Consider the following 13,216-nt stretch of genomic DNA (forward strand, 5'->3'; position numbering starts at 1 on the left):
CACGGGGTACGTCGTCAGGTGCGGCTGAGGGCGTGGCGCCCGGACGCGGCGCGGGGGAGCGCGACGTCGCGGTACTGGGGCCCGGTGGCGCCGCCGAGGGCCTCGACGTGCGGGGCGCCGTGCCACTGGACGACGAGCAGGTGCGGGCGTCCGGCGTCCTGGGTGTCGACCGTGTAGGACCCGTCGCCGCCGGCGACCGCCCGCCCGAGCTGCTGCCCGTCGGCGTCGACGACGGTGAGGACGGCTCCCGGCGCCGGGTGCTCGCCCCGACGGACCACGCCGGCGAGTGTCGGGCGGTGCAGCGGGGCGGGGGCGGTGTCCGGGTCGTGGACGGCGGGCCCGGCCGCCGGCACCTCCTCGACGTCGATCGTGGTGCGCAGCGGGACCTCGCGCAGGAGGAGCACCGCGACGAGGGCGACGAGCGCCAGCGGGGCGGCCGCCAGGAACACGCTCGCGATGGCGTCGCCGTAGGCGTTCTCGATCACGCCTCGGACCGGCTCGGGCAGGGTCGCGAGGTTCGGGATCTGGCCGGTGGCCGAGGCGGGCAGGCCGAGGGCGCCGAGCCCCTGGGTGATCGAGGTCGTCACCTGGGTGCTCAGCAGCGCGCCGAGCGCGGCCACGCCGGCGGCACCGCCGAGCGAGCGGAAGAACGCGACGGTGGAGCTGGCGGCGCCCATCTCGCTCATGGCGACCTGGTTCTGCACGGCGAGCACGAGGTTCTGCTGGGTGGCGCCGACGCCGATGCCGACCATCGCCATGAACACAGCGAGCACCGGGTAGGACACCGTCGCGCTGACGAGGAGTCCCTCGCCGAGGAGTCCCACGGTGAGCAGGACGCCACCGCCGACGAGGTAGGGCTTCCAGCGCCCGTAGCGGGTGATCAGCTGCCCGACGATCGTCGAGGCCAGGAACAGCCCGCCGATCATGGGCAGGGTCAACAGGCCGGCCTCGGTGGCCGACGCGCCGCGGGCGAGCTGGAAGAACTGGCTGAGGTAGACCGTCGAGCCGAACATCGCGACGCCGACGCACAGGCCGGCGACGGTGGCCAGCGTGACCGTCGGGTTGCGGAACAGGTGCAGCGGGACGATCGGCTCGCGGACCCGCGACTCGACGACCACGGCGAGCACGAGGGCGAGGACGCCGCCGCCGACCCAGGCCACCGACGCCCACGAGCCCCACGCGAACTGCTTGCCGGCGAGCGAGGTCCAGACGAGCAGGGCCGAGACGCCGGCGGCGATGAGGACGGCGCCGAGGTAGTCGATGTGGACCTCGCGCCGCACCGTCGGCACCGTCAGCGTGCGCTGCAGGACGACGAGGGCCACCACGGCGATCGGGACGGTGACGTAGAAGCACCAGCGCCAGCCGATGCTGTCGACGATGACGCCGCCGATGAGCGGGCCACCGACCGTCGCCACGGCCATGATCGCGCCGAGGTAGCCGGAGTACCGGCCCCGCTCGCGGGGCGGGATGATCGCCGCGATCACGACCTGGGCCAGGGCCATGAGCCCGCCCATGCCGAGGCCCTGCAGGACGCGGAAGCCGATGAGCGCCTCGGTGTTCGTGGTGAGGCCGCAGAGCATCGAGCCGACGATGAAGACCGTGATCGCGATCTGGACGAGCAGCTTCTTCGAGAAGAGGTCGGCGAGCTTGCCCCAGATCGGCGTCGAGGCGGTCATCGCCAGCAGCGAGGCGGTGACCACCCACGTGTACTGCGCCTGCGACCCGCCGAGGTCCGCGAGGATCCGGGGCAGCGCATTGGACACGATCGTCGAGGACAGGATCGCGACGAACAGGGCCATGAGCAGGCCCGACAGCGCCACGAGCACGTGACGGGTCTCCGGCGCGGCGGCCGGTGCCGTCGTGGGTGCGGACATCAGAGTTCTCCGGACGGGGAGCGGGGGTGGTGGACGCGGCGCGGGTGGACGGGCCGCGTCAGGGCGCCCGGGAGGGGTGGCGCAGACCGGTCGTCAGCAGGTCGAGGGCCTCGTCGATGACGTCGCCGAGGTCGTCGTGCTCGTCGGAACCGAGCCAGCGGTCGGTCGCGACCCGGATGGCCGCCATCACCGCGGCGGCCGTCAGCGCCGGGTGGAGGTCGTCCGGGGCGAGGCCGGTGCGCTCGGCCAGCACGACCCGCAGGCTGTGCTCGATCTGGGCGTGGGCCGCGAGCTGGTGGGGAAGCAGCGCGGGGTTGGCGCGCACGAGCCGGACCTGGGCGACCCACTCCTTGGGCGGGGCGGTCTCGCCGAGCGACTCGCGCACGACGACCCGCAGCGAGGTCATCACCGGCTCGTCGGCCGGGCGCGCGGCGAGGCGGTCGGCCAGGTCCCGGGCGCGCTCGACGCCGGCGGCGACGACCGCCTCCTCCTTGGAGGAGAAGTAGTTGAAGAACGTCCGCGGCGAGACCTCGGCAGCCTCGGCGATCTGCTCGACGGTGACCTCGGCGAGCCCGTGCCGGACCGCGAGATCCAGCGCGGCCGTGCCGAGCTCGCGCCGGGTCCGGAGCTTCTTGCGCTCGCGCAGTCCCGTGGTCACGGGGACGACACTACGCTGAACTTGCAGTATGTGTAGATTTGCAGAGCAGGCTGTTTTGCACGTCACGCAAGGCTTGGCGTGTCGATATCCTGGGGAGCGTGGAGTTCGTCAAAGGGCACGGCACCGAGAACGACTTCATCGTGCTCCCCGACCCCGACGGCGCGATCGACCTGGACGCGGGCGGTGGCGCGCTGGTGCGCGCCCTGTGCCACCGCCGGCGGGGCATCGGCGCCGACGGGGTCCTGCGCGTCGCGCGCACCGACTCGTCCGCCGCGGCCCTGGCCGGGATCGACGCCGGCGCGGCGACGTGGTTCATGGACTACCGCAACGGTGACGGCTCGCTCGCCGAGATGTGCGGCAACGGGGTGCGGGTGTTCGCCCGCCACCTCGTCGACGCGGGCCTCGTCGCCCCCGGCACGCACCCCGTCGCGACCCGCGCCGGCACCCGGTGGGTGACCGTGGACCACACCGGCCCCGTCACCGTCGACATGGGACCGGCCCTCATCGGGCCCGGGTCCTCGACGGTCGTCGACGGGGTCGAGCTCACCGGCGTCGCGGTGGACGTCGGCAACCCGCACCTGGCCTGCGTGGCCCCCGCCGACCGCGTCGACCTCGACGCCCTCGACCTGGCCCGACCGCCGCGGTTCGACGCCTCGCTCTTTCCACACGGCGTGAACGTCGAGGTGCTCACCCCGCTGACGCAGGGGGCGGTGCGTCTGCGGGTGCACGAGCGCGGTTCGGGCGAGACCCGGTCGTGTGGCACCGGCACCGTCGCGGGGGCCGTCGCCGCACTGCACGCGGCGGGTCGGGGCACCGGAGCGGTCACCGTCCACACCCCGGGCGGCACGCTCGTCGTCGGCGTCGACGGGGCCACCACGACCCTCACCGGCCCCGCCGAGCTCGTCGCTCACGGCACCTGGGGTGCTCCCGTGCCCGCGGCGACCTGAGCGCGCGGTGGTTTTCGCGTTGCCGGTCGTGGAACCATGGGTCGCAACATGACAGAACCCGCACCGCAGGACCCCCGCGCATCGACGTCGCCCCTCGTCCGGGGCGCCCGTCGCGACCGCGCCAGCGACATCCGGCTCGACCCCCTGGCTCCGGATCCGGGCCCCGACGGGTCTCCCGAGGAGCCCACCGGGGGTGCGCTCGACCTCGAGGAGCGCTCGTCCCTCCGGCGTGTCCCGGGGCTCACCGGTTCGTCCACCGAGCTCACCGACGTCACCGAGGTCGAGTACCGGCAGCTGCGCCTCGAGCGCGTCGTGCTCATCGGCGTGTGGACCGAGGGCACCTCGCGGGAGGCCGAGGCCTCGCTCGTGGAGCTGGCCCGCCTGGCCGAGACCGCCGGCTCCGAGGTCCTCGACGGCCTCATCCAGCGCCGCAAGAATCCCGACCCGGGCACGTTCGTGGGCTCCGGCAAGGTCGCCGAGCTCCGCGAGGCGGTGCAGGCCACCGGCGCCGACACCGTCATCGCCGACGGCGAGCTCTCGCCCGGGCAGCTGCGCCAGCTCGAGGAGAAGCTCAAGGTCAAGGTCGTCGACCGGACCGCGCTGATCCTCGACATCTTCGCCCAGCACGCCCGCTCCAAGGAGGGCAAGGCGCAGGTCGAGCTGGCCCAGCTGCGCTACTTCCTGCCCCGTCTGCGGGGCTGGGGCGAGTCGCTGTCCCGCCAGGGCGGTGGCGCCGGTGGTGGCGGCGGCGCGGGTGGTGGCGGCGTCGGCACCCGTGGTCCCGGTGAGACCAAGCTCGAGACCGACCGCCGGCGCATCCACCGCCGGATCTCCAAGCTGCGCCGCGAGATCGAGGACATGTCCACGGTCCGCGAGACGAAGCGCGGACGCCGGCAGGCGCGCGCCGTGCCCGCCGTCGCCATCGCCGGCTACACCAACGCCGGCAAGTCCAGCCTGCTCAACGCGATCACCGACGCGGGTGTGCTGGTCGAGGACGCGCTGTTCGCGACCCTCGACCCCACCACCCGGCGCTGGGAGACCGCGGACGGCCGCGAGGTCACGCTCACCGACACCGTCGGCTTCGTGCGCCACCTGCCCCACCAGCTCGTCGACGCCTTCCGCTCGACGCTGGAGGAGGTCGGCGGGGCGGACCTGCTCCTGCACGTGGTCGACGGGTCCGACCCCTCGGCCCAGGACCAGATCGCGGCCGTGCGCGAGGTGATCGGGGAGCTCGAGGGCCCGAAGCCGCCCGAGCTGCTCGTGGTGAACAAGGTCGACGCCGCCGAGCCGATGGCGCTCGCGCAGCTGCGCGCGGCGCTGCCCGGAGCGGTGTTCGTCTCGGCGACCACCGGCGAGGGCCTCGACCGGCTGCGCGCCCGCCTCACCGAGGAGCTGCCGCACCCGGACGTCGAGCTCGAGGTCGTGCTCCCGTACACCGAGGGCGCGCTGGTCGCGCGGGCCCACGGCGAGGGTGAGGTGCTCGCGGAGCGCCACACCGCCGACGGCACGGTGCTGCACGCGCGGGTCTCCGAGGAGCTCGCGTCGTCGCTGCGGCGCTCGGCGGTCGACCCGGCACACGTGCCCTGAGGCGGGTCCTGCTCGTCCTGCTGGCGGCCGCCGGCCTCCTCGTGCCCGGGGTGGCGCTGGCGGAGCCCCAGGTCCGCTGCACGCTGGACGACGAGCGGCTGGCCGAGGCGTCCGGGCTCGTCGCCGAGCCCGGGGGCACCTACGCGGTCGTCAACGACAGCGGTAACGCGAGCACCGTCTACGTGCTCGACGACCGTTGCGCCGTGGTCGGCGAGCGTGAGGTGCCCGAGCAGGGCCGCGACGTCGAGGACCTGGCCCGCGGCGCGGACGGCACCCTCTGGATCGCCGACATCGGCGACAACGGTCGTCGGCGCAGCTCGGTGGCCGTGCTGCGGCTGGCGCCCGGTGGGGAGGAGACCGTCGCGCGGTTCGCCTACCCGGACGGCGTCCACGACGCCGAGTCGCTGCTGGTGCCCGGCGACGACCGCCCGGTGATCGTCACCAAGGACCTCAGCGGGCGCAGCGGGGTGTACGTGGCCGAGCGGCACCCGGACGGTTCCGATGAACCCGGGCCGCTGCGGCGGGCCGGCGAGGTCGTGGTGCCCGGCGAGGCGATCACCAGCGTCGGCTCGGGCACCTACACCGGTGGCGCGATCTCCGCCGACGGCCGGGTCGTCGCGCTGCGCACCTACACCGACGCCTGGCTCTACCCGGCGCCGGGCGGCACCGCGACCGCCGAGGACGTCGTCACCGCGCTGGCGTCGCCGCCGGTGCGCGTCCCGCTGTCCGGCGAGGTCCAGGGCGAGGCGCTGGCCTTCACCCCGGACGGGACGTTGCTGGCGACGGGGGAGACGCCGTCGGGCGAGCGGCCGGCGCCCCTGCTCGCCGTGCCCGGCGCGACGACGCTGGCGACCGAGGGCACGCCGGCCACGTCCGCCGGCAGGCCGGCCCCGGAGCGCGCCGGCCTCCCGGAGCCGCTCACCAGCATCGGCGTGGTCGTCGCCGTCGCCCTCGGGGTGTTCGCGCTCGTCGCCGTCGTGGCCGTGGTGCGCCGGCGCTCTTCCCGGTAGCAGCGACGTCGGTGCCTCCGGCGAGGATGACGGTCATGTCCGCATCGCGCGCCGGGTCCCTCGTCGACGCCATCACCGGCGACACCGCTCAGAGTCGCCGCAGGACCGCCACGACCTTGCCGAGCACGGTGGCGTCCTCGCCGGGGATGGGCTCGTAGTCGACGTTGTGGGGGAGCAGCCAGACCCGGCCGTCCTTGCGCTTGAAGGTCTTCACCGTGGCCTCGCCGTCGATCATCGCGGCGACGATCTCGCCGTTGTCGGCCACCGGCTGCTGGCGGACGACCACCCAGTCGCCATCGGTGATCGCGGCGTCGACCATCGAGTCGCCGGCGACGCGCAGGAGGAACAACGACCCCTCGCCGACCAGCTCGCGCGGCAGGGGGAAGACGTCCTCGACGGCCTGCTCGGCGAGGATCGGCCCACCGGCGGCGATGCGACCGACGACGGGCACGAACGTCGGCGCGGGCCGGTCCGCGCGGATCTCCTCGGTGTGATCGGCCGTGTCGGCGCCCTCGAGCTCCTCGGGCAGGCGCACGTCGAGCGCACGCGGGCGGTTGGGGTCGCGCCGGAGGTAGCCCTTCTTCTCCAGGGTGCGCATCTGGTGGGCGACCGACGACGTGGAGGTCAGCCCGACCGCGTCGCCGATCTCACGCACGCTCGGCGGGTAGCCCTGGCGCTCGACGTGGTCGCGGATGACCTCGAGGACCTTGCGCTGCCGCGGCGTCAGGCCGGGCGACGCGTCGGCGTCGGCGGGCTCGGGGAACGGGTGCACCCGCGCGGCGACGACGGCGTCGGCCGTGGCCCCCGACTCCTCGGGCCCGCGTGGGCCCTGGGGCGTACGTGCCATGACCGTGTCCTTTCCGATGTCGTGTCCGGCGTCGAGGGGACGCCGCGCCCGCGTGGCGGGGTTGCGCTGCGAAGTTAGCGCCGAGCACCGACAGGATCAAACACGTGTTCGAACGACACGCCGGGCGATCCGTCGACGTTGTCGGGGGTCGATGCTAGACATCGCACAGGCGTTCGATCGAACGCGTGTGCGAGGCGAGGAGGTCGACATGTCCGTGGGGACCACCGGTGCGCGGGACCGTTGCGACGTCGAGGTGTCGGGTCGGGGGACGGGGTCCGCCGCGTCCGCCGGCTCCGTCGGGAGGTCCGTGGCGCGGCCGCAGCCCGCGGGCACGCGGCCGGCGCGCCCCGAGGACGCCCGGGGCCCGGTGCGCCCGGCCGGTCGGCGCGGCCCGGCCGTGCTGCCGCCCACCCGTCCGCGGGTCGCCGGAGGCGGGGCCACGCCCGCCCGTACCGCGCGTGCGGTCGACGCCCCCGTCGCCCCGGCGGTGCTGCGGCGCCGGCGGATCGTGGCCGTCGCGGTCCTCGGTGTCGTGCTGGGGGTGCTGCTCGGCGTGCTCGCCGGGTTCGCGATGCCGCTCGGCGGGGCCGCCGCCGCTCCCGCCCCGGCCGGCACCACCGTGACGGTCGTCGGCGCCGGCGAGTCGCTGTCCGACGTCGCCGGTCGCGTCGCGCCCGGGTCCGACGCGGACGCGGTCGCCGGCCGGATCCGCGAGCTCAACGAGCTCGGCGGCCCCGACGGCTCCGCCCTCACCCCCGGGCGCCCCCTCGTCGTGCCGGTCCCCGCGGCCGCGGGGTGAGGCCGGTCGCCGCCGGGGCCCCTTGCGCGCCCGGCGACCTGCGTCGACGTGCCACGTCGCCCTCGGGCGTGCCCGGGCATCCGTGTGATCAGGCCGTCCTCGCGGTCGTCGTCGGTCACTCCGACGGCCGTCAGCGTGGCCTGATCGCGCGACCGGATCACGTCCGGGGGGTGCCGCGCCCCCGTCATCACCCACTCGGGCACCGGCCGCCCCGCCTCCGTCCGCCCGTCCGGACCCGACGTCCGCTCGGCGCCCGGGGGCGCGTGGGCCGTCCGGGGAGTTGCGGGGCGCGTCCGCGCGTCGCTACCGTCCCACCCCAACATCTAGTGGTTACACTGGTGTAGTTAGTCCACAGCTTGTGCACACGGTGGTCAGACTCTCCACAGGGTCATCCACCGCACGACGGTGGTCGATCCACGGGTGAGGGCCTTCGATCCACGGATCGGGCCCGGTAATCCCCAGTTCCGTCCCCAGGGACGGGGGTGGGGGCCGGGTCCCGGTGCGGGGGTTGGGGACAACTCCGCCGGTGGCCGCGCGCGACGAGGGAGGGGGTGTCGGCATGCGGTGTCCGTTCTGCCGGAACACCGATTCCCGCGTCGTCGACTCGCGTGAGGCGGACGAGGGTCAGGCGATCCGGCGCCGCCGGTCGTGCTCGACGTGCGGGAAGCGCTTCACCACGGTCGAGGAGCCGGTGCTCGCGGTGGTCAAGCGCAGCGGGGTCACCGAGCCCTTCAGCCGGGAGAAGGTCGTGCGCGGCGTGGCCCGCGCCTGCCAGGGGCGCCCGGTCGACACCGACGCCCTCGCGCAGCTGGCGCACCGGGTCGAGGAGTCGGTCCGCGCGTCGGGCACCGCGGAGGTGCCCAGCCAGGAGGTCGGCATGGCGATCCTGGGCCCGTTGCGCGAGCTCGACGAGGTGGCCTACCTGCGGTTCGCCAGCGTCTACCGGAACTTCTCGTCGGCGGCCGACTTCGAGGCCGAGATCGCGGACCTGCGCGCCACGCGGGCCGGCGCTGTCGGGGGTCGGGGCGAGGATGCGGGAGCACCGGGGACGACGGAGGACGGGGCGGGAGCAGGGGCCGGCGCACGAGCCGGGGACTAGCGGTCGGGGAAGCATCGTGGCGGGGTCGGAACGTGGGGAAGCGTCCCCGGACCGTCGCGGAACGACGAACAGAGGGATGACATCGATGACCGAGACCGTCGGCACCACGTCCGAGGAGTCGGGCACAGCTGCGCCCCGGCGCGGCCTGACGATCGAGCGTGTCCACACCACTGCGGGGGTCCATCCCTACGACGACGTGGTCTGGGAACGCCGTGACGTGGTGATGACGAACTGGCGCGACGGCTCGGTCAACTTCGAGCAGCGCGGCGTCGAGTTCCCGCAGTCCTGGTCGCTCAACGCGGTCAACATCGTCACCAGCAAGTACTTCCGCGGCGCGATGGGCACCGAGGCGCGCGAGTCGAGCCTGCGGCAGCTGATCGACCGCGTGGTGGGCACCTACACCGAGGCCGGCACCCGGCACGGGTACTTCGCCACCCCCGCCGACGCCGAGGTGTTCTCCCACGAGCTCACCTGGATGCTGCTGCACCAGTACTTCAGCTTCAACTCGCCGGTGTGGTTCAACGTCGGCACCAGCTCGCCGCAGCAGGTCAGCGCCTGCTTCATCCTCTCGGTCGACGACACCATGGAGTCGATCCTCAACTGGTACCGCGAGGAGGGGCTGATCTTCAAGGGCGGCTCCGGCGCCGGCCTGAACCTCTCCCGCATCCGCTCGTCGAAGGAGCTGCTCTCCTCGGGCGGCACCGCGTCGGGCCCGGTCTCGTTCATGCGGGGTGCCGACGCTTCGGCCGGCACCATCAAGTCCGGCGGCGCCACCCGCCGCGCGGCGAAGATGGTCGTCCTCGACGTCGACCACCCCGACGTCGCCGAGTTCGTCGCCACCAAGCGCGACGAGGAGCGCAAGATCCGCGTGCTGCGCGACGCCGGGTTCGACATGGACCTCGGCGGGTCCGACATCGCCTCGGTGCAGTACCAGAACGCGAACAACTCGGTGCGCGTCTCCGACGAGTTCATGCGCGCGGTGCAGTCCGGCTCGGAGTTCGGCCTGCGGGCGCGGATGACCAACGAGGTGATCGACACCGTCGACGCCAAGTCGCTGTTCCGCAGCATGGCCGAGGCCGCGTGGGAGTGTGCCGACCCGGGCCTGCAGTACGACGACACGATCAACGACTGGCACACCTCGCCGGAGTCGGGCCGCATCACCGCGTCCAACCCGTGCTCGGAGTACCTGCATCTGGACAACTCCAGCTGCAACCTCGCGTCGCTGAACCTCATGAAGTTCCTCGGCGACGACAACACGTTCCGCGTGGACGACTTCGTGCGCTCGGTCGAGCTGGTCATCACCGCGATGGACATCTCGATCTGCTTCGCCGACTTCCCCACCGAGGCGATCGGCGACACCACGCGCGCGTTCCGCCAGCTCGGCATCGGCTACGCCAACCTCGGCGCGCTGCTGATGGCCACCGGCCGGGCCTACGACTCCGAGGGCGGCCGCGCGCTCGCGGCGTCGATCACCTCGCTGATGACCGGCACCGCCTACCGGCGCTCGGCCGAGCTCGCCGGCGCGGTCGGCCCCTACGAGGGCTACGCCCGCAACGCCGACGCCCACCGCAGGGTCATGCGCAAGCACGCCGCGGCCAACGACACGATCCGCACGGTGCATCGCGAGGACGCCCGCGTCCGCGACGCGGCCACCCGTGAGTGGCAGCACGGTCTCGAGGTCGGGGCGCGCGACGGCTGGCGCAACGCCCAGGCCAGCGTGCTCGCCCCCACCGGCACCATCGGCTTCATGATGGACTGCGACACCACCGGGGTGGAGCCGGACTTCTCGCTGGTCAAGTTCAAGAAGCTGGTCGGCGGCGGCTCGATGCAGATCGTCAACCAGACCATCCCGCGCGCGCTCGACCTGCTGGGCTACCAGCCGGAGCAGAGCGAGGCGATCGTCGAGTACATCGCCGAGCACGGCCACGTGATCGACGCCCCGGGCCTGCGCCCGGAGCACTACGAGGTGTTCGACTGCGCGATGGGCACGCGCTCGATCGCCCCGATGGGCCACGTGCGGATGATGGCCGCGGTCCAGCCGTTTATCTCCGGCGCGATCTCGAAGACCGTCAACATGCCCGAGCAGGCGACGGTGGCGGACATCGAGGAGATCTACTTCGAGTCCTGGAAGCTGGGGCTCAAGGCGCTCGCGATCTACCGCGACAACTGCAAGGTCGGCCAGCCGCTCTCGACGGGCAAGACGAGCGGGAGCACGAAGGAGGCGACCACCGGCAAGGAGGTCGCGGCCGCCGACCACCGTCCGGTCCGCAGGCGGCTGCCCAAGAAGCGGCCGAGCCAGACGGTGTCGTTCACCGTCGCCGGCGCCGAGGGCTACATGACCGCCGGCAGCTACCCCGACGACGGCCTCGGCGAGATCTTCGTCAAGATGTCCAAGCAGGGCTCGACGTTGGCCGGCGTCATGGACGCGTTCTCGATGGCCATCTCGATCGCGCTGCAGTACGGCGTCCCGCTGGAGACCTACGTCTCCAAGTTCGTCAACATGCGCTTCGAGCCGGCGGGCATGACCGACGACCCGGACGTTCGCATCGCCACCAGCGTCGTCGACTACCTGTTCCGCCGCGTCGCGCTCGACCACCTGCCCTACGAGAAGCGCGCCCAGCTGGGCATCTTCTCGGCGGACGAGCGCTCGGCCCAGGTGGCGGCCACCGAGTACGGCACCGGTGCCCCCGCGGCCCCGGCGGCGGACCCGGTGGACGTCGAGGCGCTGCGGACGTCGCTGGACATCTCGACGGAGAAGACCGAGGCCCCGGACCGCCGCCGGGCCGACGTCTCCGTCGGCAGCTCCACCGAGCTGCTCGAGCTGCAGCAGGGCAAGGCGGCCGACGCACCGCTCTGCCTCACCTGCGGCACGAAGATGCGGCCTGCCGGCTCCTGCTACGTCTGCGAGGGCTGCGGCTCCACCAGCGGCTGCAGCTGACGCCCGTCCCCACCAGCCCGCTCCCCGGCTCCGCCAGGGGCGCCCGGCAGAACATCTGCCGGGCGCCCCTCGCGGTGCGACCCTCAGCCCGCGGGCACCACGGTCGCGCACACGGCGCGGTGGTCGGAGAGCGGCGGGTGGTGGACGCGCGGGGCGGAGGCGACGACGCCCCGGCCGAGCAGGTGGTCGATCTGGCGGCGGGGGAGGTCGGCGGGGAACGTCTCCCCGCGGACCAGGCCCTCGAGCCCGCTGCCGAGGCGGGCCCGCCGCACGCCGAGGTTGAGGTCGCCGGTCACCACCAGCGGCTCCTCGTCACGCAGGGCGCGCACGAGGTGGCGCAGCTGCACGAGGTTCCAGCCCGGGATGAACGTCAGGTGCGTCGTCACGACCGTCACCGGCCCGTGCGGCCCGACGACACGGGCGGCGACGGCGACGCGCGTCTCGTCGCGGACGACGACGACGTGACGCGGGTGCCCGACCACCAGCGGCACGCGGTGGGACAGGCGCGGCAGGGGCACCACCCGCCAGTCGACCACCGGCAGGCGGGAGAGCAGCGCGATCCCGTAGGCGGGGGAGTCGGCGGTGCCGTCCGGGCCCCACGCGCCCGGGACGCCGTGCAGGGTCGGCGCGAAGCGGTGCTCGACCGCGCCCATGGCCTCCGCCGCCACGGTCGTGAGGTCCGCGCCGCCCGAGCGCGGCTGGGCGCGATCGACCTCCTGCAGCCCCAGCACGTCGACGTCGAGGCCGGCGACCGCGGAGGCGAAGCGGTCGAGGTCGACCGGCCCCTCGGCGGTCGCAGCGCCGTGCAGCACGTTCCAGCTCCCCAGTCGCACGGGTCCCAGGTTCCCTGGTTCGGGCAACATCATCTCGGGTAGGGGTCCCGAGTGACCGATCCGGACGGTGTGGCGCGCCGCGAGGCCCTCAAGCGCGTCGCCGTCTCGCTGCGCGCGGGCGGACTGCGGTTCGCGCTCGCCGGCGGATACGCCGCGTGGGCGCTCGGCGGGCCCGAGCCGTCCAACGACGTCGACTTCGTCGTCGCGGAGACCGACGCCGAGGACGCGATGACGGCGCTCGCCGAGGCCGGGCTCGAGGTGTGCCGGCCGCCGGAGGACTGGCTGTTCAAGGTCGTCAGCGATGGCGCCCTCGTCGACGTCCTCTTCCGCATCGCCGGGGTGCCGGTCGGCGACGCGATGCTCGGGCGGGCCGTGGAGCAGGAGGTCCTCTCGGTGTCGATGCCGGTGGTCGACGCGACCGACCTGCTCATCGGCAAGCTCGCCGCGCTCAACGAGCACGCCTCCGACCTGTCCAAGGTGCTGCCGACCGCGCGCGCCCTGCGCGAGAAGATCGACTGGGAGCGCGCCGCGGACGAGACGGCGTGGAACGACATCGCCGTCGCCTGCCTGTTCCTCCTGCGTCGGATCGGGGTGGCCCCTCCAGCGGCAGCCCATGAAGGATGA

At 73.7% G+C, this 13,216-nt stretch carries 11 protein-coding genes; 7 read left to right on the forward strand and 4 right to left on the reverse strand.

Annotated features, from left to right (window positions below):
• Positions 1–14: 14 nt before the first annotated feature.
• Entirely contained in the window at positions 15–1,874 is a 1,860-nt protein-coding gene (locus PH189_RS12995; protein WP_274189210.1) for an MDR family MFS transporter, read from the reverse strand.
• 58 nt (positions 1,875–1,932) lie between these two features.
• A complete protein-coding gene (locus PH189_RS13000) occupies positions 1,933–2,532 on the reverse strand; it encodes a TetR/AcrR family transcriptional regulator (RefSeq protein ID WP_274189211.1) in 600 nt (199 codons plus the stop codon).
• Positions 2,533–2,621: 89 nt separating this feature from the next.
• Here PH189_RS13000 and dapF point away from each other — a divergent pair, with 89 nt between their 5' ends.
• From dapF to PH189_RS13015, 3 genes are read left to right on the forward strand one after another with little or no spacing between them, the layout of a single operon-like run.
• Entirely contained in the window at positions 2,622–3,479 is an 858-nt protein-coding gene (gene dapF / locus PH189_RS13005) for a diaminopimelate epimerase (protein WP_274189324.1), read from the forward strand.
• Positions 3,480–3,527: 48 nt separating this feature from the next.
• The gene (gene hflX / locus PH189_RS13010; protein WP_274189212.1) at positions 3,528–5,066 is read left to right on the forward strand and encodes a GTPase HflX; all 1,539 of its coding nucleotides are present in this window, start codon (positions 3,528–3,530) and stop codon (positions 5,064–5,066) included.
• A gap of 50 nt (positions 5,067–5,116) precedes the next feature.
• Positions 5,117–6,076: a hypothetical protein gene (locus tag PH189_RS13015; protein WP_274189213.1), complete on the forward strand. Its 960-nt coding sequence runs from the start codon at positions 5,117–5,119 to the stop codon at positions 6,074–6,076.
• An 88-nt stretch (positions 6,077–6,164) separates the two neighbouring features.
• Here PH189_RS13015 and lexA read toward each other — a convergent pair whose 3' ends face one another.
• A complete protein-coding gene (gene lexA, locus PH189_RS13020; RefSeq protein WP_274189214.1) occupies positions 6,165–6,923 on the reverse strand; it encodes a transcriptional repressor LexA in 759 nt (252 codons plus the stop codon).
• A gap of 307 nt (positions 6,924–7,230) precedes the next feature.
• On the opposite strand from lexA, the gene PH189_RS13025 reads away from it, so the two are divergent.
• From PH189_RS13025 to PH189_RS13035, 3 genes are all read left to right on the forward strand, one after another.
• A complete protein-coding gene (locus tag PH189_RS13025; protein WP_274189215.1) occupies positions 7,231–7,722 on the forward strand; it encodes a hypothetical protein in 492 nt (163 codons plus the stop codon).
• Between the two features lie 559 nt (positions 7,723–8,281).
• A complete protein-coding gene (nrdR, locus tag PH189_RS13030; protein WP_274189216.1) occupies positions 8,282–8,821 on the forward strand; it encodes a transcriptional regulator NrdR in 540 nt (179 codons plus the stop codon).
• An 85-nt stretch (positions 8,822–8,906) separates the two neighbouring features.
• Positions 8,907–11,759: a vitamin B12-dependent ribonucleotide reductase gene (locus PH189_RS13035; RefSeq protein ID WP_274189217.1), complete on the forward strand. Its 2,853-nt coding sequence runs from the start codon at positions 8,907–8,909 to the stop codon at positions 11,757–11,759.
• Positions 11,760–11,842: 83 nt separating this feature from the next.
• On the opposite strand, the gene PH189_RS13040 is transcribed toward PH189_RS13035, so the two are convergent.
• Positions 11,843–12,592: an endonuclease/exonuclease/phosphatase family protein gene (locus PH189_RS13040; RefSeq protein ID WP_274189218.1), complete on the reverse strand. Its 750-nt coding sequence runs from the start codon at positions 12,590–12,592 to the stop codon at positions 11,843–11,845.
• Positions 12,593–12,643: 51 nt separating this feature from the next.
• Here PH189_RS13040 and PH189_RS13045 point away from each other — a divergent pair, with 51 nt between their 5' ends.
• Positions 12,644–13,216, forward strand: coding sequence for a nucleotidyltransferase family protein (locus tag PH189_RS13045; RefSeq protein WP_274189219.1), 573 nt, complete (start codon positions 12,644–12,646; stop codon positions 13,214–13,216).

The sequence above is a fragment of the Actinomycetospora chibensis genome (assembly GCF_028737215.1).
GTDB classification, from domain to species: Bacteria; Actinomycetota; Actinomycetes; order Mycobacteriales; family Pseudonocardiaceae; genus Actinomycetospora; species Actinomycetospora chibensis.

Coding starts and splice junctions, on each gene's coding strand:
- PH189_RS12995 (WP_274189210.1), bottom strand. CDS start 1,874: ATGTCCGCACCCACGACGGCACCGGCCGCCGCGCCGGAGACCCGTCAC.
- hflX (WP_274189212.1), top strand. CDS start 3,528: ATGACAGAACCCGCACCGCAGGACCCCCGCGCATCGACGTCGCCCCTC.
- lexA (WP_274189214.1), bottom strand. CDS start 6,923: ATGGCACGTACGCCCCAGGGCCCACGCGGGCCCGAGGAGTCGGGGGCC.
- nrdR (WP_274189216.1), top strand. CDS start 8,282: ATGCGGTGTCCGTTCTGCCGGAACACCGATTCCCGCGTCGTCGACTCG.
- PH189_RS13035 (WP_274189217.1), top strand. CDS start 8,907: ATGACCGAGACCGTCGGCACCACGTCCGAGGAGTCGGGCACAGCTGCG.